Origin of the sequence: Rhizobium grahamii, assembly GCF_009498215.1 — a bacterium.
GTDB classification, from domain to species: Bacteria; Pseudomonadota; Alphaproteobacteria; order Rhizobiales; family Rhizobiaceae; genus Rhizobium; species Rhizobium grahamii_A.
The window spans coordinates 1413648-1429439 of record NZ_CP043498.1 but is presented as its reverse complement, the minus strand read 5'-3'; the positions used below and the strand labels follow the sequence as shown (position 1 = coordinate 1429439).

The following is a 15792-nucleotide window of genomic DNA, read 5'->3' as shown; positions in this document are numbered from 1 at the left end:
GGGACAACCGGGCCGTTTTTTGTTATCGTCGACAGGCCGGTTGCATTTGTCGTATCGGCTTTCGCCGATCTGCGAGCTTGCCGGCCAAGCTTGGCTGAGGAGGAGAAAGCCATGACGGCATTTCATGTCATGTCCGGCGCAACCGATAGCTATACGCGTCCGGTGGTCAATAAAATCAGCGTCGCAGATGTGTTTGATGCGCTTCGGCAGGGTTTTGACGACTTTCGCGAAAAGCCCTCGCATTACGTGTTTCTATGTCTGATGTATCCGATTGCGGGTGTCTTTCTCGCGCTTGCGACATCGAGCGCCAATCTTCTGCCCATGATCTTCCCGCTCATTTCCGGCTTTGCCCTGATCGGGCCGATCGCAGCCATTGGTCTCTATGAGATTAGCCGGCGGCGAGAAGCAGGCATGGATACGTCCTGGCGCCGAGCGCTCGATGTGACGCATTCTCCGGCATTCCCGTCGATCATCGCCGGCGGTCTGATGTTGTTCGCCTTCTTCATCGTATGGCTGGTTGCTGCTCAGACCCTCTATTCGAACGTGTTCGGGGATGTCTTCCCGCGTTCGATCTCGACGTTCACGTCTCAGGTATTCGGGACACCCGAGGGGACGCAGTTGATCCTCTGGGGCAATTTGCTTGGATTAGGCTTTGCCGTCATCGTTCTGGCAACGACGGTCGTGACATTCCCGATGTTGCTTGATCGCGATGTCGGTCTGGTGGCGGCGATGGAAGCATCAGTGCGCGCAACGCTGATGAATCCCGTGCCTGTCTTTTGCTGGGGACTGATCGTGGCAGCCTTGCTGGTCGTCGGGACGATACCCGTCTTTATCGGCCTTGCCCTGGTGATCCCGATTCTCGGTCACGCAACGTGGCATCTCTACAGGAAATTGATCGCACCGCCGATCGTTTGAATAGCGCCTGATGGTATGGAACTGACAGCCTCTTTCGGAGTTTGCTTTCAGCAGGCTTTGAGGGAGGCATTCATGGCTGCCAAGCATATCTTCGCTCGCTTTGCGACTGCCGCATCCGAGTGGACCGGCAAGCCTCTGACATTCGTGCTGGCTGTCGCTCTAGTGGTGTCCTGGGCCGTTACCGGGCCGCTCTTCGATTTTTCGGAAACGTGGCAGCTGGTCATCAATACCGGCACGACGATCGTGACGTTCCTGATGGTTTTCGTTCTTCAGAATGCACAGAGCCGAGATACCCGGGCCATACAGGCAAAGCTCGACGAACTCATCCTGACCAGTCACGCGGAGAACCGCTTCATCGGTATCGAGCATCTAGATGAAGAAGACTTGAAGCATCTCGACCGGATCGTGGCCAAGGCTGCGAAGGGCCGCAGGGCTGAAATCGAGGAGAGTGCGGAGCAGCAACAGACGTCGCCGAGGAAGATCAAGCAGAAAAGAAAAACGGCGCCCGAGAAGGCGCCGTCCTGATCGTTTCGTCAGGCGTTGCCGAACACCCGACGGAAAATCGTGTCGACGTGTTTCGTGTGGTAGCCGAGGTCGAATTTTTCGCGAATTTCCTCTTCGGACAGTGCTGCACGGACTTCCGTGTCAGCCAGCAACTCCTCAAGGAAATCCTTGCCCTGTTCCCAAACCTTCATGGCATTGCGCTGCACCAGGCGATAGCTGTCCTCGCGCGACACGCCGGCCTGGGTCAGCGCCAGAAGGACGCGCTGGCTCATGATGAGGCCGCGGAACTTGTTCATGTTGGCAAGCATGTTTTCGGGATAGATCACCAGCTTCTCGATGACGCCGGCCAGCCGGTTCAGCGCGAAGTCGAGCGTGATCGTGGTGTCGGGGCCGATGGCGCGCTCGACTGACGAGTGCGAGATATCGCGCTCGTGCCACAGGGCGACGTTTTCCAGCGCCGGCGTGACCGACATGCGCACGAGGCGGGCGAGGCCGGTCAGGTTTTCGGTGAGCACCGGGTTGCGCTTGTGCGGCATGGCCGACGAACCCTTCTGGCCGGGCGAGAAGAACTCCTCGGCTTCCAGAACCTCGGTGCGCTGCATGTGGCGGATTTCGATCGCGACGTTTTCGATCGACGAGGCGATGACGCCGAGCGTCGCGAAGAACATGGCGTGACGGTCGCGCGGGATGACCTGCGTGGAAACCGGCTCAGGGATGAGGCCGAGCTTGGCACAGACATGTTCCTCGACCGACGGGTCGATGTTGGCGAAGGTGCCGACGGCACCGGAGATTGCGCCGGTCGCGATTTCGGCGCGGGCGTTGACGAGGCGGGTGCGGTTGCGTTCCATCTCGGCGTAGAACCGGGCGAAGGTCAGGCCCATCGTCGTCGGCTCGGCGTGGATGCCGTGGCTGCGGCCGATACGCACCGTGTCCTTGTGTTCGAATGCGCGCTTCTTCAGCGCCGCGAGGACGCGGTCGAGATCGGCGAGCAGGAGATCGGCGGCGCGCACGAGCTGGATGTTCAGCGTCGTGTCGAGCACGTCGGACGAGGTCATGCCCTGGTGAATGAAGCGGCTGTCGGGGCCGACGAATTCGGCCAGATGCGTCAGGAAGGCGATGACGTCATGCTTGGTGACGGCTTCGATTTCATCAATGCGCGCGACGTCGAACTGGGCAGCGCCGCCCTTTTCCCAAATGGTCGCAGCAGCTGATTTCGGGATGACACCGATCTCTGCAAGCGCATCGCAGGCATAGGCCTCGATCTCGAACCAGATGCGAAACTTGGTTTCGGGCGACCAGATGGCGACCATTTCTGGTCTGGAATAGCGCGGGATCATGGGCTTCCTGCTTTCGTTCTAATGGAATGCTGGCGCCCCTGTAGCAAAGACGGGCGGCAATCTCAACGCATGCGTTTGGCAAGGATGAAACTCGTGCCGAACAGGCAAAGCAGGCCGAGGGGCATGAACAGCCGCAGGCCCAGGACCGAAAACTGGTAGACCGCGCTGGCGCCGGTGAATACGAACTGGAAAGCCCAGGTCACGCTGCCGAACGGTGCATGCCATTGGGAATAGAACGCGCGATAGTCCATCGCGAACAGAAAGGCCGTCAATAGGATCGTAAAAGCCGCAAGAGCCAGGAAAAATGCCGCGAAGCGCGTTTCGATGCGCCGCCGATAGGCAATGAACCGGGCGCAGGGAAGCGCGAGCGGCCAAGCCAGGAGCGCTCCGAAAAAATAGAGCGCCGCGAGTTCGGCGCTGTGGCTCGTCTCAAGTCTGTTGCGGATGTAGAGCGCGAGGCCGGCCGACAGCAGCATCTGGCACGCCCAGAGAATGGCACCGATCAGCAGGTCGGAATAGGGCGGCAGCGCCGCCCTCAGTCGTCCCGGCAGAGGTTTGGCATCCTCGCTCAGGCCTGTCGTCCCGATGCGGCGTCTCGAAGGCCTGAAATCGCTGCCTTGTAGGCCTCGACCGACCCTCCCTTGAAGATCGCCGAGCCGGCGACGAGCACATCCGCACCTGCCTGACCGATCATCGCTGCCGTCTCGATCGTTACGCCGCCATCCACCTCGAGATCGATCGGTCTGTCACCGATCAGCGACTTTGCGGCCGCGATCTTGTCGGTCATTGCCGGAATGAACTTCTGGCCGCCGAAGCCCGGGTTTACCGACATGATGAGAATGAGGTCGATATCGTCGAGGACGTTCTCTATCACCGACAGAGGCGTTGCGGGATTGAGTGTCACGCCGACCTTCTTGCCGAGGTGACGGATCGTCTGCAGCGATCGATGGAGGTGGGGACCGGCCTCGGCATGCACGGTGATCCGATCGCAACCGGCCTTGGCAAAGGCCTCGAGATAAGGATCGACCGGAGCGATCATCAAATGGCAATCGAACGTCGCGTCCGTGTAGGAGCGCAACGATTTGATTACGTCAGGTCCGAAAGAGATATTCGGGACGAAGTGTCCGTCCATGACATCAAGATGGATCCAGTCGGCGCCGGCCGCGGTTACATCACGGACTTCCTGGCCGAGTTTTGCGAAATCCGCTGCAAGTACGGAAGGGGCAATTCGGATGGGCTTGGTCATGTCGTCTCTCCATTGGTGCCCTGTCGCCGGGCAGCGTCATTCAGCCGGTGGAGAAGCGGCGACAAAGCTGCCGCGACGCCACTGCTGAAGCTGATAGGGATTGTCGGTCAACTCGTGGCCGGCGTCGAAGGAAACCGGTCCGATGACGGTATCGAATGGCATGCCGCCGAGGTGCTGGGCGATCGGGCGCTCATCGCCACCTGCGTCCTGCGCAGCCTTGATGGCAACTTCGGTTGCCGCATAGGCGGGCAGGGTATAGCCCTCCGGTTCGGCACCGGCCGCGCGCAGCGCCTCCACCACAGAGGCGGCCTCTGGGCGCGCAGCGTATTCCGGCAGCGTAACGGCGAGAACGCCGTCGGCAAGCGGCAACGGCTGATCGGCGGCCCGCATGGCGTCTCCGCCCATCAGCGTCAACGGGATCTTTTCGGCTGCGGCATCGCGGGCGAGTATGGCGATATCAGCTCGATCGCCGCCGACGAAAACCTTGGTGGCGCCGGCTCTTTTCAGTCGGCGCACGAGCCCGATCTGCTGCTCCTGGCCGGGACGGTAGGTGTCGGTGAAGACCGGTTTGAGGCCCTTTTCTTCCAGGGCGTTGCGAACCGCTTCGGTAAGCTCGCGACCGTGGATCGTGCCATCCTCGATCAGCGCGATCGGCTCCGCGGACCAGTCGCGCAGGATGACCTCGATGATCTTGGCGGCCTCGGCGCGGTCGCTCGGTGCCAGGCGGTAGAACGGCCAACCATTCTTCAGCGCATCTTCCATGAGAATGCGCGACCGTACCGAGACCGATATCGCCGGTATGTTCGCATCCTTCAGCTTGGGAAGCGCGCCTTCCAGCGTCTCGGAGCAGAGAAAGCCAACGACGACCTGCACCTTGGCGGCGATCAGCGCATCGGCGACGGAGCCGCCGCTGTTCTCCTCGCAGTTTTCCGGGACGCGAACGATGGTGTCGCCGTTCTGCCGGATTTTGCCCTCGGCGCCGGCGAAAATCTGGGCGCCAAGATTGGCGAAATTGCCTTCTTGCGGTGCGACGACGCCGATCGTGAGACCTGCCGCATGGCTTTCCCCGGCCGCGATAAGCAGCAGCGCGAGAAATCCTAAGCCACGCAAGATATTCATAAAACTTATACGCCCCTGACCTTTTTCATGTTCTTTTATCCGTCCCCGTCCAATCGTCAAAGAAAAACGCACGATTTGTCAGCTTTTCGCTTGATGTTTGTAGAAAAGGTAACGGATCGTCGTCATAGTAGCAGGGGCAGATATAGGCCGGCGCTGCCGGATGGAGAATGCATTTGTTGAACAAGCAACCGATCGATCCCCGCCTTTACCGAGACGCAATGAGCCGTTTTGGCGGACATGTGCAGCTCGTTACCACAGCCGCAGGTGACCAAAGCCGAGGCGTTACGATTACGGCCGCATGCTCCGTCTCGGACAATCCGGCGACCGTTCTGGTGTGCCTGAACAACAGCAACCCGAAGAACGAGATTTTCTTCAGCAGCGGCATTTTCGCGTTGAATACGCTTGGCGCTCATCATCAGGCACTCGCCGATGCCTTTTCCGGCCGCACGCAACTCACCAACGAGGAGCGGTTCGCAACGGGCAAATTCGTCACGCTGGCGACAGGCGCCCCCGTATTGAGCGACGCGCTGGCGGCGTTCGATTGCCGGGTGACCGAGATAAAGGAGATGACGACCCATCACATCATCTTCGGTGAAGTACTGGCCGTCAGGTTCGATGAACAAAAGCCGGCTTTGCTCTATATGAACCGGGACTATCACGCGCTATAACTTCCCTAAAAGGGAGTGCGTATGCCGGATCCGCTACTGCCATCGTCTATCGACGATACGATCAGCTTGCTGGGCGATCAGAACTATCTCGCCGGGCGAGCGCTCGCGACCGTTATCTTCCTTGCGCTCAAGATGAAGCGTCCGCTCTTCTTCGAGGGAGAGGCGGGTGTCGGCAAGACCGAGATCGCCAAGGTCCTTGCAAGCGCTCTGGACCGGCCACTCATCCGGTTGCAATGCTACGAAGGGCTCGACATCGCGTCCGCGGTGTATGAATGGAACTACCCGGCGCAGATGCTGGAAATCCGTCTTGCAGAGGCCTCTGGAACGACCGACAGAAGCCGCATCGAATCCGACATCTTTTCGGAGCGTTATCTGATCAGACGACCTGTTCTGCAGGCGTTGTCGTCTGTCGGTGGAAAGGCGCCGGTCTTCCTCATCGACGAACTCGATCGGACAGACGAGGCCTTCGAAGCCTTCCTCTTGGAGGTGCTATCGGATTTCCAGGTCACTATCCCGGAACTGGGGACGATCAAGGCAACCGAGCCGCCGATCGTCATCATCACGACCAACCGCACGCGTGAAGTTCACGACGCGCTGAAGCGTCGTTGTCTCTACCATTGGGTCGACTATCCTGCGGCCGCGCAGGAGTTGGAGATCATCAGGCGGAAGGTTCCGGGGTGCAATGCGGCGCTCTCGGAGCAGATCGTCGCCTATGTTCAGAAGCTGCGGACACTCGATCTCTTCAAGAATCCTGGTGTCGCGGAGACCATCGATTGGGCAACGGCCCTGACCGAGCTTGACCGGCTGGCACTTGATCCCGAGACAATTTCGGACACCCTTGGCACGCTCCTCAAATATCAGGACGATATCGCCCGGATAACCGGCGGCGAAGGGACGAAGGTGCTCGAAGAGGTAAGTCGCGAGATGCAGGCAGCAGGATAGCAATGCAGGGATCCGACCAGCGGGAGCGTATTGTGAAGTCTCCGCCGCCTGTGGCTGGCGGTCGCTTCGCTGATAATATCGTTCTTTTCGGTCGGATCTTGCGCAAGGCGGGGCTGAAGATCGGCCCGGGTGCCATTGCGGATGCGATCGAGGCTGTCGACGCGATTGGTATCGGTTCCCGAGAGGAATTCCATTCCGCACTCTTTGCCGTTTTCGTGAAGCGGCATGAGGACAAGGCCGTCTTCGACGAGGCTTTTCGGCTGTTCTGGCGGTCTCGCGATCTCGTCGAGAAGATGATCGCGATGATGTCGCCACGGGCGATGCCGCAGCAGAAGGAGAAGGCGCGGCCGGGAGAAAGTCGCGCCAGCGATGCCTTGCTTGGAGAGCGGCCCGATAACCGACCTCCGCGTGAGGATCCCGATGTAGAAATCGATGCCAGGTTCACGATGTCGGGCAGCGAAGTCTTCAGAAGAATGGACTTTGCGCAGATGTCTGTGATCGAGATCGCCGCGGCGAAGAAGGCGCTCGGCAAGCTGACCTTGCCCGATGATCGTGTCCGGACACGACGGTTCCGACCGTCGCATATGCATGCGCATGTCGACCCTCGCGCCACGATGCGCGCGAGCCTGCGCAGCGGCGGCGCGCTGATCCTGCCGCGATACCGGGAGATCAGGGAGATCCAGCCGCCACTGGTTGTGCTTGCGGATATCTCCGGCTCGATGAGCCAGTACACGCGGATCTTTTTGCATTTCATGCATGTTCTGAGCGAGAAGCGGCGGAGGGTGCATACGTTTCTGTTCGGGACGCGATTGACGAATGTCACGCGCCAGATGCGTCACAAGGATCCCGACGAGGCGATGGACGAATGCGCGGCCGCCGTCAGGGATTGGTCTGGCGGGACGCGCATCGGCGAGACGTTGAAGGAGTTCAACCGGCTCTGGGCGCGGCGCGTGCTCGGGCAGGGCGCGGTCGTCCTGCTGATTACCGATGGTCTGGAGCGGGAGGGGACGGAGCTTCTCGCGGCGGAGATGGATAGGCTGCATCGATCCTGTCGACGGCTGATCTGGCTCAATCCTTTGCTTCGTTTCGACGGTTTCGAGCCGCGCGCGCGGGGGGTGAAAGCCATGCTTCCGCATGTCGACGAATTCCGGCCGGTTCACAATCTTTCGTCGCTGGCCGACCTCGCGACGGCCCTTGGCGAGAGCCGGTCGGCTACCTACGATCCGCGGCGATTTCTCGTTCGAATGAAGGGCCAGCCATGAGCGAAGGTCTATTGCACCCATTGGCAGTCGCGGAGGCCTGGAAGAAGGTCGGGCGCGATGTTGCGATCGCAACGGTTATTGAGACATGGGGATCGGCCCCGCGGCCTGTCGGTAGCCATCTGGTGATTGACGGTGAAGGGAACTTCGAGGGATCGGTATCGGGAGGCTGCGTCGAAGGTGCGGTCATCGCCGAAGCGCTGGATGTAATTGCCGACAGAGCGGCAAAGACCCTGGAGTTCGGGGTTGCCGATGAAACTGCGTGGCGGGTCGGACTGTCCTGCGGGGGGCGGATCCGCGTCTATCTTGAGAGCTTGAGTTTCGATATCGAGCGGCTGAACGACTGTCGCGACCGGCGCGAGGCCGTGGCGCTGATAACGTCGCTCGACGACGGCAAGGCCTTCATCGCCGCAGAAGGACAAGAAATAGCGCCGGCGCTTCGTGCAACTCTGGACGGAGCGTTTCGATCCGGGAAATCCGCGCTGGTCGAGGTTGAAGGCAAGTCCTTCTTTCTCAACGTTTATCTGCCGCCTCCCGAGATTGTCGTCATTGGCGCGGTCCATATCAGCCAGGTGCTTGCGCCGATGGCAAAACTTGCCGGCTTCGATATCAGGATCATCGATCCACGGACCGCGTTTGCCACGCCGGATCGTTTCCCGGACGTCGAACTTGTCGCCGACTGGCCAATCGATGTACTCAAGGAACGACCTCTTGATCGGTACACCGCACTGGTCGCGGTAACGCACGATCCGAAGATCGATGACTTCGCGATTGCCGAGGCCTTGAGAGCGGGTTGCCTCTATGTCGGGGCGCTTGGCAGCCGCAAGACGCATGCCTCGCGGCTTGAGCGGCTTCGGGCCGAGGGCTTCGATGACGCGGTGCTTGCCGGGATCCATGCGCCGATCGGGCTCAATATCGGCGCATCCAACCCGGCGGAGATCGCCGTGGCGATCCTGGCCGATGTCATTCAGTCGCTGAGGACACGGGAAATAGTGGCAAGGGATAGCGTCCAGCAATGAAGTTCGGCGAGTTTGCGACAGGAGATGCCGAAGGCGTAGTGCTTGCGCATTCCGTGAGATTTGCTGGCCAGAGCTTTCCGAAGGGGCATCTGCTGACCAGCGAGGATATAGAGAGGCTTCACGCAGCGGGAGTCGGATCGGTGATCGCCGCGCGGCTTGAAGACGGCGACCTCAGTGAGGATGTCGCTGCACGAAAGCTGGCCGAGGCGATAGAGCCGGATCATCTCTCCTTTTCGGAAGCGGCGACAGGGCGGGTGAATGTCTACTCCTCCGTAGAAGGGCTTTTCGTGGTCGATAGAGATGTCGTCGATCGCGTCAATAGAGTTGATCCGGGCATTACGCTTGCATGCCTGAACGACCATGTGCCGGTGCGAACAGTCGACATGGTGGCGACATTCAAGATCATTCCTCTCGCAGTTCCCGGTGAGAAGGTCGATGAAGCTTGCGCCATCCTGCGGGCGTCGACCGCCTTCGAGGTCAAGCCGTTCGAGGCGCATGCCGTGCGACTGGTCGCAACAGAGCTTCCGTCGCTGAAGCCTGCTGTGATGGACAAGACTGCCCGGATACTCGCGCAACGCCTTGCGCCGTCGGGTAGCCGCTTGATTGGCGAGGACCGGGTGGCACATCGGGCGGACGCGGTGGCGGATGCGATCCGGAACGCGGCATCGCGAGCCGCTGCCGGCCCCAGGATGATCGTGGTCTTCGGCGCTTCTGCGGTTATCGACGCTCACGATGTCATCCCCGAGGCGATACGTCTTGCCGGCGGCGAGGTGATTCAGGTCGGGATGCCCGTCGATCCCGGCAATCTTCTTGTGCTCGGCCGCGTCGGGAATATCCCGGTTGTCGGGGCACCAGGTTGCGCGCGGAGCCCAAAAGAGAATGGTTTCGACTGGGTGCTCAATCGCATTCTCGCCGGGGAGCCGATCACGGCGCTCGATATCAGCGGCATGGGTGTGGGAGGTCTGTTGATGGAGATTCGTTCGCGCCCGCAATTGCGGGAACCGCAGGTCGCCGATGTCAAGGAGACCACCGTTGCTGCCGTTGTACTGGCGGCCGGGCGCGCGCGGCGCATGGGCGAGGGCGGCCCACACAAGCTGCTTGCGGAGTTCGAGGGGGTGCCCCTCGTGCGGCGTTGCGCGCTCGCCGCGCTCGAAAGCGGTGCTGCCTCCGTCAGCGTGGTGACGGGACATCGACGGGACGAAATAGAGGCGAAACTAGACGGGCTCGATGTGGCCCTCGTTCAAAATCCGGACTTTGCTTCCGGAATGGCCTCCTCGCTTGGAGCCGGATTTGCCTCATCGGAGGCAATGCGAGCCGATGGCGTTCTGGTTCTGCTGGCTGATATGCCAGGCGTATCGTCGGGTGACATGGATCTCCTCATCACGGCTTTTCGCCGCTCCGGGGGACATGCGATCGTCAGGGCGGTAAGCCGTGGCAAGCGCGGCAATCCGGTTATCTTGCCGCGCGCGCTGCGGGATGCGGTCCTGCACCTCGAAGGTGACATAGGTGCGCGACATATTATTGAAAGCTCTGGGCTTCCCGTCATTGATGTCGAGATTGGAGATGGTGCGCATCTCGATGTCGATACGCCGGAAGCCGTGGTCGCCGCGGGCGGCACTCTGAAGGAATAGGCAATGGACGCAGCAGCGATCGAAGAGATGTTTCAGGGGCTCGGGCCGGTCACCATCAAACGGATGTTTGGCGGTAAAGGGATTTACCATCTGGGCCGCATCATCGCCATTGAGCTGAGAGGCGAGATGCTGCTGAAGGCGGATGAGGTGAGCAGCGCGGAGTTTGCCGAAGCCGGCGCCTCCCAATGGGTCTACGAAGGAAAGAAGGGCACGCCGGTCAAGATGCCGTATTGGTCCATACCGGACGACGCTTTCGATGATCCGGATCTGATGGCGCGCTGGGTGCGGCTTGCTTACGAGGCCGCACTGCGAGCCGGCTAACTAAATCGACTTACTCGAAAATAGCCATGTCGAGGTGCGCGATCGCCGCCTCCGCAAAAGCGGACAGGGGCTGGGGAAGGTCGGCCCGCGAGAACCAGCCGAAAGCGGAAAGCTTGTCCGGCTCCGTCAGTTGCGGCTCGCCCTCGAACTCGGATGCGATGTAGAGAAGGGAAATCCAGTGATGACCGTCAGCCTCGGTCAGGACTTCGGCCGGCCCCAGAAGGTCGACCCGGCCGATTGATAGCCCCGTCTCTTCCTCGGCTTCGCGCCGGGCGGCCCGTGCTGCCGGCTCCATATGATCGACCTTGCCGCCGACAATGCTCCAATGCCCGGCCTCGGGTGCTCGAATCCGACGATAAAGCAGGATCTTGCGGTCACGCAAGATGACCAGGCCTACACCGAGGCCCGGAAAATCGATGCCAGGCTGACCCATGGTCAATCAAGCCTTGGCGTTGGCCGTGATCAGCATGAATGCAGGAATTTCATCGCCGAAGCCAATCGGTGTCGGACCATCGTCGTGATCGCGATAACGGCGGCGCTCGCGGTTGTCGTCGTTGGCAGGATAAGGCCGGCTATTGCGTGCGTTGTTGTGCGTCTTGTTGTTGTCTGCTTTGCGCTCTTGCTTCACGCTTTCGGCCCTTACTGGTGCTGGTGCTGCTTCAATCGTCTCTGCGCCATTATCGTCGACGCCGATATCAGATTTATGACCCTGATGGCGCTTGCTGCGGCCACGGTCCTTATCGCGATCGCGACCCTTGCGGCGCGAACGATCGTCGTCACGGCTGGGTTCTGCCGGGGGCAGAGCGGAGAGATCGCCATTGTGCCATTCGATCTTTTCACCGATCAGCTTTTCAATCGCGTCGGTGAACTTCTGGTCGCGGCTGGTGACGATGGTAAAAGCAGCGCCTGCACGGCCTGCGCGGCCGGTACGGCCGATGCGATGCACGTAGTCATCCGCGTGGATGGGCACATCGAAATTGAAGACGTGGCTGACATCCGGGATGTCGAGACCACGAGCCGCGACGTCGGAGGCAACCAGAAGCTGGAGCTGACCGTCGCGGAAATTCTGGAGCATGGTCGTGCGCGAACGCTGGTCCATGTCGCCATGCAGCGCGCCGACGGAGAAGCCGTGGCGTTCCAGCGAGCGGAACAGATCGGCGACGTCCTTCTTGCGGTTGCAGAAGATGATGGCGTTCTTCAGTTCTTCCTGAGAACGGATGAGATCGCGCAGCGTCGAACGCTTTTCGTAATCCTTGCCATGGGCCGCGACGAAGCGCTGCGTGATGGTCTTGGATGCCGAGGCGGGCTTGGCGACTTCGACGCGTTCCGGGTTCTGCAGGAAACGGTCGGCCAGCTTCTGGATCTCCGGCGGCATGGTGGCCGAGAAGAACAGCGTCTGGCGCGTGAAGGGGATCAGCTTGGCGATGCGCTCGATGTCCGGGATGAAGCCCATGTCGAGCATGCGGTCGGCTTCGTCGATGACGAGAATTTCCACGCCACTCATCAGCAGCTTGCCGCGCTCGAAATGATCGAGCAGACGACCGGGCGTGCAGATCAGGACGTCCGCACCGCGCTCAAGCTTGCGATCCTGGTCCTCGAAGGAGACGCCACCGATCAGCAACGCAACGTTGAGACGGTGGTTCTTGCCATACTTCTCGAAGTTTTCCGCCACCTGGGCAGCAAGCTCGCGGGTCGGCTCTAGGATCAGCGTGCGCGGCATGCGAGCGCGTGCTCGTCCCTTTTCCAACAGCGACAGCATGGGAAGAACGAACGAGGCTGTCTTTCCCGTTCCGGTCTGTGCAATGCCGCAAATATCGCGGCGCTGAAGGGCAAACGGGATCGCGCCAGCCTGAATAGGAGTTGGCGTCGTGTAGCCCGCATCAGTAACAGCGGAAAGCACTTTTTGGCTCAAGCCAAGATCAGCAAATGTCGTCAAAGGGAAAACTGTTTCCGTTCCGGTTCGGCCGGACTCGGGTTGAGTCGGCGTGATTGCGTGCCGCAATGCAGCGCCGAATAGTCCTAAACAGCCGAGAAGTCAAGGAATACGCGGTTTGCAACCGCTGCAGAGGTAAAGGCGCGGTTAGTAAAAGACGCTATTTCATGTAGGAGGCGAGTTTCGTGCCTGCATTCATGAAGTAGATCGGATCGATAGCGCGTCCATCCTGACGTACTTCGTAGTGAAGATGCGTGCCCGTCGAGCGCCCCGTACTTCCCGCCAATCCGATGACATCACGCCGTCCGACGGTATCTCCGACCTTTACCAGTATCTCGGACATATGGCCATAGCGGGTCGAGATACCATTCCCGTGGTCGACCTCGACCATGTTGCCATAACCGCCTGTCCAGCCGGCGGCAATCACCTTGCCGGGAGCGGTCGGACGTATGCGCTCGCCGGGTGCAAAGCGAAAATCGATACCGGAATGCAGCGCAAGCTGGCCGAGAAACGGGTCGCGGCGGTTGCCGAACGGGCTGGTAATTTCCTTGCCGATTGCGGGATTTTGAAAGGGAAGGGATTCCGCGGTGCTGCGCACGGTCTCGAGCCGCGTCAGGGCGCTGTCGAGTTGTGTCAGCGAATTGTCGAAATCGTCAGCGCTTTCAGGCGCGATGTAGGGGCCACCGACAGCGCTCTGGTCCTGTTGCTTGGCCGAGGCGCTCTCGGCCGGAACGGCTATGCGGAACCGGGCGAGGACACGCGATATGGCATCGGCGCTGTCGCCGGCATCGGCAGTCAGTTGCTCAACCCGATCGCGCTGGCGCTGCTCAATGCCCTTGAGAGCGAGGGTTACCTTCGAGAAAACCCGGTCGGCGCGGTCGCCGGTCGTCTCGCGAGCGGGCACATAGGCAAGAGTGGTGTTCTCAGGGGTGGCGTCGGTCGGTTCCGTATTGCCGACCAGCTGGCTCTCGATTGCCTGCATGCCGCCGCTCAGCGCCGCACCCTTGTCCTTCGCATCAGAAACAGCGGGAACGGCGGTCTGCTCCTTCTCGTCGAGACCGGAATTTGCGGCGCGATCGAGGAGCGCACCGAGCTTGCCGTGGCGCGACGTCAACGCCATCTGCTGTTCCATCAGCTTGTCGACCTTGTCTTCGACGACCTGTTGGTCGAGCAACTGGCGCGATGTCACGCGGTCGACTTGGGCGCGAAGTGCGGCAATCCTGTCCTCGTAATCGTGCTGCATACGGGCCTGGCGCGCCATCGTTGCGCCGATCAGGTCGTCGCGTAGCACCAGATAGGATGTCGCTATGAGATAGCCGATCGAGAAGAGGCCGACGAAACAGACAGCGAGAGCCGCCATCCAAGGCCGTACGGTCAGGTGACGCACTCGATCGCCACTGGCCAGGATCAGGATATGTTCCTGTTTTCTCTTGCCGAATACGTGGCTCTGCTGTGCGTGCGTCACGGAGAATCTCCCAATTGAAGACCTTGCCTCAATTGCCGTGATTACACACTGTTAAGGTTAACAAAATGCTTATTGGTCGCCGCTAAGGCCGGTTGGTCAGCCACGACTTGTCGACGTCAGCGAGCGATAGAAGGATGGTGTCAGACCAGCCTCGGCGCGAGCAAGATCGTTGAAAGGCGGTTTAAGAGGGCCTCGGAAATTGCTGCGGACGAGTTCGTGAAATGTCCTGGCCGGATCGCGTTTTTCGCGCGCGCAGAGGAACCGGAACCATTTCGCGCCGATTGCAACATGGCCCTTTTCATCGTTGTAGATGACGTCGAGAACGGCTGCGCTTTCGAGGTCGCCTGTCTCGCGCATCTTTGCCTGCAGAGAGGGCGTCACGTCGAGCCCGCGTGCTTCCAGGATGAGCGGGACAACGGCGAGGCGTGCGGTCAGATCGTTCTTTGTCGTGTGGGCGGCCTGCCAGAGGCCGTCATGCGCGGGCAGATCGCCATAGTCGGCGCCGAGATCGCGAAGGCGCTGCCGTACGAGCCGGAAATGCTTTGCCTCTTCGTAGGCGACCTGCATCCAGCCGTCGAAGAAGGAGTTCGGTACAGGTTCCGTGGCAAACCTTGCAACGATATCAAGAGCAAGATCGACGGCATTCAGTTCGATGTGAGCGATCGAATGCAGGAGGGCGATCCGTCCCTTGACGGTATGGAGCGACCGCTTCTCGACTTGCGTCGGAGGAACCAGTTCCGGCCTTTCGGGCCTGCCCGGTCGATCCGGAAGCGGACCGTCCAGCGGCGACCGAAGCGAGAGCTTGCGGTCGTGCCAGCGGACGGCTGCTTCCTGAGCCAAAGCGGTTTTTTCATCGAGATCGGTGGAGCGAATAGCCAGGATCGCGCCGCCACGAAGCGACGGTACATGTGAGTGCGTCATTAGCGGAGATTCTGTGCTGCAACCAGAACAGCTTCGGCATGGCCGGGCACCTTGACCTTCTGCCATATCGTCTGGATCGTTCCGTCCGGACGGATGAGAAAGGTCGTGCGCTCCACACCCATGTAGCTGCGGCCATACATGCTCTTCTGCTTCCAGACGCCGTAGGCTTCGAGCGTCGTCCGTTCCTCATCGGAAGCCAGGACCACGGAGAGGCTGTGCTTCTTGATGAAGCGATCATGGCATTTCACCGAGTCGGGTGACATGCCGAGGACTGCGATGCCGGCCTTTTCAAACTCCGGCGCCAGCGCCGTGAAGGCGATCGATTCGGCTGTGCAGCCCGAGGTGTCATCTTTCGGATAGAAGAAAAGGACCAAGGGCTTGCCGCTGAAATCGACCAGTTTGACACGGCCACCACCGTCTCTGGGAAGATCGAAGTCGGGAGCAGTGGAGCCGATGCCGAGATCCGCCATGGGGGAAACCTTTCTTTTGCCGGGTTTATGTGATGACAGGTG

17 protein-coding genes are annotated in these 15792 nt (G+C 60.4%); 8 read left to right on the top strand and 9 right to left on the bottom strand.

Annotated elements, in window-relative coordinates; all coding sequences use genetic code 11:
• The first annotated feature begins 111 nt into the window (after positions 1-111).
• Both FZ934_RS07125 and FZ934_RS07120 read left to right on the top strand, forming a co-directional pair.
• Positions 112-915 (top strand): DUF2189 domain-containing protein, encoded by an 804-nt coding sequence (locus FZ934_RS07125; RefSeq protein WP_153270494.1) that lies wholly within the window; start codon positions 112-114, stop codon positions 913-915.
• Positions 916-987: 72 nt separating this feature from the next.
• The gene (locus tag FZ934_RS07120; RefSeq protein ID WP_153270493.1) at positions 988-1440 is read left to right on the top strand and encodes a low affinity iron permease family protein; all 453 of its coding nucleotides are present in this window, start codon (positions 988-990) and stop codon (positions 1438-1440) included.
• Between the two features lie 8 nt (positions 1441-1448).
• Here the strand turns inward: FZ934_RS07120 and purB are convergent, their stop codons facing one another.
• The 4 genes from purB to FZ934_RS07100 form a co-directional block, all read right to left on the bottom strand.
• Positions 1449-2756 carry an adenylosuccinate lyase gene (gene purB / locus FZ934_RS07115; RefSeq protein WP_153270492.1) on the bottom strand — a complete coding sequence of 436 codons (1308 nt, stop codon included), beginning with the start codon at positions 2754-2756 and terminating at the stop codon, positions 1449-1451.
• A gap of 62 nt (positions 2757-2818) precedes the next feature.
• Positions 2819-3328 (bottom strand): hypothetical protein, encoded by a 510-nt coding sequence (locus tag FZ934_RS07110; protein ID WP_432443614.1) that lies wholly within the window; start codon positions 3326-3328, stop codon positions 2819-2821.
• Positions 3325-4002, bottom strand: coding sequence for a ribulose-phosphate 3-epimerase (rpe, locus tag FZ934_RS07105; RefSeq protein WP_113363518.1), 678 nt, complete (start codon positions 4000-4002; stop codon positions 3325-3327). Before rpe ends, FZ934_RS07110 begins: the two co-directional genes overlap by 4 nt.
• Positions 4003-4038: 36 nt before the next feature.
• The gene (locus FZ934_RS07100) at positions 4039-5121 is read right to left on the bottom strand and encodes a branched-chain amino acid ABC transporter substrate-binding protein (RefSeq protein ID WP_153270490.1); all 1083 of its coding nucleotides are present in this window, start codon (positions 5119-5121) and stop codon (positions 4039-4041) included.
• A 173-nt stretch (positions 5122-5294) separates the two neighbouring features.
• Here FZ934_RS07100 and FZ934_RS07095 point away from each other — a divergent pair, with 173 nt between their 5' ends.
• Genes FZ934_RS07095 through FZ934_RS07070 form a run of 6 tightly spaced genes read left to right on the top strand, consistent with a single transcriptional unit; the run spans position 5295 to position 10961 of the window.
• Positions 5295-5789 (top strand): flavin reductase, encoded by a 495-nt coding sequence (locus tag FZ934_RS07095; protein WP_113363520.1) that lies wholly within the window; start codon positions 5295-5297, stop codon positions 5787-5789.
• 21 nt (positions 5790-5810) lie between these two features.
• A complete protein-coding gene (locus FZ934_RS07090) occupies positions 5811-6731 on the top strand; it encodes an AAA family ATPase (protein ID WP_153270489.1) in 921 nt (306 codons plus the stop codon).
• 2 nt (positions 6732-6733) lie between these two features.
• Positions 6734-7993: a vWA domain-containing protein gene (locus tag FZ934_RS07085; protein WP_153270488.1), complete on the top strand. Its 1260-nt coding sequence runs from the start codon at positions 6734-6736 to the stop codon at positions 7991-7993.
• Positions 7990-9009: an XdhC family protein gene (locus tag FZ934_RS07080; protein WP_153270487.1), complete on the top strand. Its 1020-nt coding sequence runs from the start codon at positions 7990-7992 to the stop codon at positions 9007-9009. Before FZ934_RS07085 ends, FZ934_RS07080 begins: the two co-directional genes overlap by 4 nt.
• Complete coding sequence (locus FZ934_RS07075) at positions 9006-10640, top strand: NTP transferase domain-containing protein (protein ID WP_153270486.1); 1635 nt, start codon at positions 9006-9008, stop codon at positions 10638-10640. Before FZ934_RS07080 ends, FZ934_RS07075 begins: the two co-directional genes overlap by 4 nt.
• A gap of 3 nt (positions 10641-10643) precedes the next feature.
• Positions 10644-10961, top strand: coding sequence for a TfoX/Sxy family protein (locus tag FZ934_RS07070; RefSeq protein WP_153270485.1), 318 nt, complete (start codon positions 10644-10646; stop codon positions 10959-10961).
• Between the two features lie 10 nt (positions 10962-10971).
• Here FZ934_RS07070 and FZ934_RS07065 read toward each other — a convergent pair whose 3' ends face one another.
• The 5 genes from FZ934_RS07065 to FZ934_RS07045 form a co-directional block, all read right to left on the bottom strand.
• Positions 10972-11394 carry an NUDIX domain-containing protein gene (locus tag FZ934_RS07065; RefSeq protein ID WP_153270484.1) on the bottom strand — a complete coding sequence of 141 codons (423 nt, stop codon included), beginning with the start codon at positions 11392-11394 and terminating at the stop codon, positions 10972-10974.
• A 6-nt stretch (positions 11395-11400) separates the two neighbouring features.
• Positions 11401-12897 (bottom strand): DEAD/DEAH box helicase, encoded by a 1497-nt coding sequence (locus FZ934_RS07060; protein ID WP_153270483.1) that lies wholly within the window; start codon positions 12895-12897, stop codon positions 11401-11403.
• 157 nt (positions 12898-13054) lie between these two features.
• A complete protein-coding gene (locus FZ934_RS07055; protein WP_153270482.1) occupies positions 13055-14359 on the bottom strand; it encodes a M23 family metallopeptidase in 1305 nt (434 codons plus the stop codon).
• A 96-nt stretch (positions 14360-14455) separates the two neighbouring features.
• On the bottom strand, positions 14456-15280 hold the full coding sequence (locus FZ934_RS07050; RefSeq protein WP_153270481.1) for a ferritin-like domain-containing protein: 825 nt from the start codon (positions 15278-15280) through the stop codon (positions 14456-14458).
• Positions 15280-15750 (bottom strand): peroxiredoxin, encoded by a 471-nt coding sequence (locus FZ934_RS07045; RefSeq protein WP_113363530.1) that lies wholly within the window; start codon positions 15748-15750, stop codon positions 15280-15282. Before FZ934_RS07045 ends, FZ934_RS07050 begins: the two co-directional genes overlap by 1 nt.
• Between the last annotated feature and the right edge of the window lie 42 nt (positions 15751-15792).

Excerpts from the sequence above, each read along its gene's own strand:
- FZ934_RS07125 (WP_153270494.1), top strand. The coding sequence starts at position 112 with ATGACGGCATTTCATGTCATGTCCGGCGCAACCGATAGCTATACGCGT.
- FZ934_RS07120 (WP_153270493.1), top strand. The coding sequence starts at position 988 with ATGGCTGCCAAGCATATCTTCGCTCGCTTTGCGACTGCCGCATCCGAG.
- purB (WP_153270492.1), bottom strand. The coding sequence starts at position 2,756 with ATGATCCCGCGCTATTCCAGACCAGAAATGGTCGCCATCTGGTCGCCC.
- rpe (WP_113363518.1), bottom strand. The coding sequence starts at position 4,002 with ATGACCAAGCCCATCCGAATTGCCCCTTCCGTACTTGCAGCGGATTTC.
- FZ934_RS07100 (WP_153270490.1), bottom strand. The coding sequence starts at position 5,121 with ATGAATATCTTGCGTGGCTTAGGATTTCTCGCGCTGCTGCTTATCGCG.
- FZ934_RS07090 (WP_153270489.1), top strand. The coding sequence starts at position 5,811 with ATGCCGGATCCGCTACTGCCATCGTCTATCGACGATACGATCAGCTTG.
- FZ934_RS07085 (WP_153270488.1), top strand. The coding sequence starts at position 6,734 with ATGCAGGGATCCGACCAGCGGGAGCGTATTGTGAAGTCTCCGCCGCCT.
- FZ934_RS07080 (WP_153270487.1), top strand. The coding sequence starts at position 7,990 with ATGAGCGAAGGTCTATTGCACCCATTGGCAGTCGCGGAGGCCTGGAAG.
- FZ934_RS07075 (WP_153270486.1), top strand. The coding sequence starts at position 9,006 with ATGAAGTTCGGCGAGTTTGCGACAGGAGATGCCGAAGGCGTAGTGCTT.
- FZ934_RS07070 (WP_153270485.1), top strand. The coding sequence starts at position 10,644 with ATGGACGCAGCAGCGATCGAAGAGATGTTTCAGGGGCTCGGGCCGGTC.
- FZ934_RS07065 (WP_153270484.1), bottom strand. The coding sequence starts at position 11,394 with ATGGGTCAGCCTGGCATCGATTTTCCGGGCCTCGGTGTAGGCCTGGTC.
- FZ934_RS07050 (WP_153270481.1), bottom strand. The coding sequence starts at position 15,280 with ATGACGCACTCACATGTACCGTCGCTTCGTGGCGGCGCGATCCTGGCT.
- FZ934_RS07045 (WP_113363530.1), bottom strand. The coding sequence starts at position 15,750 with ATGGCGGATCTCGGCATCGGCTCCACTGCTCCCGACTTCGATCTTCCC.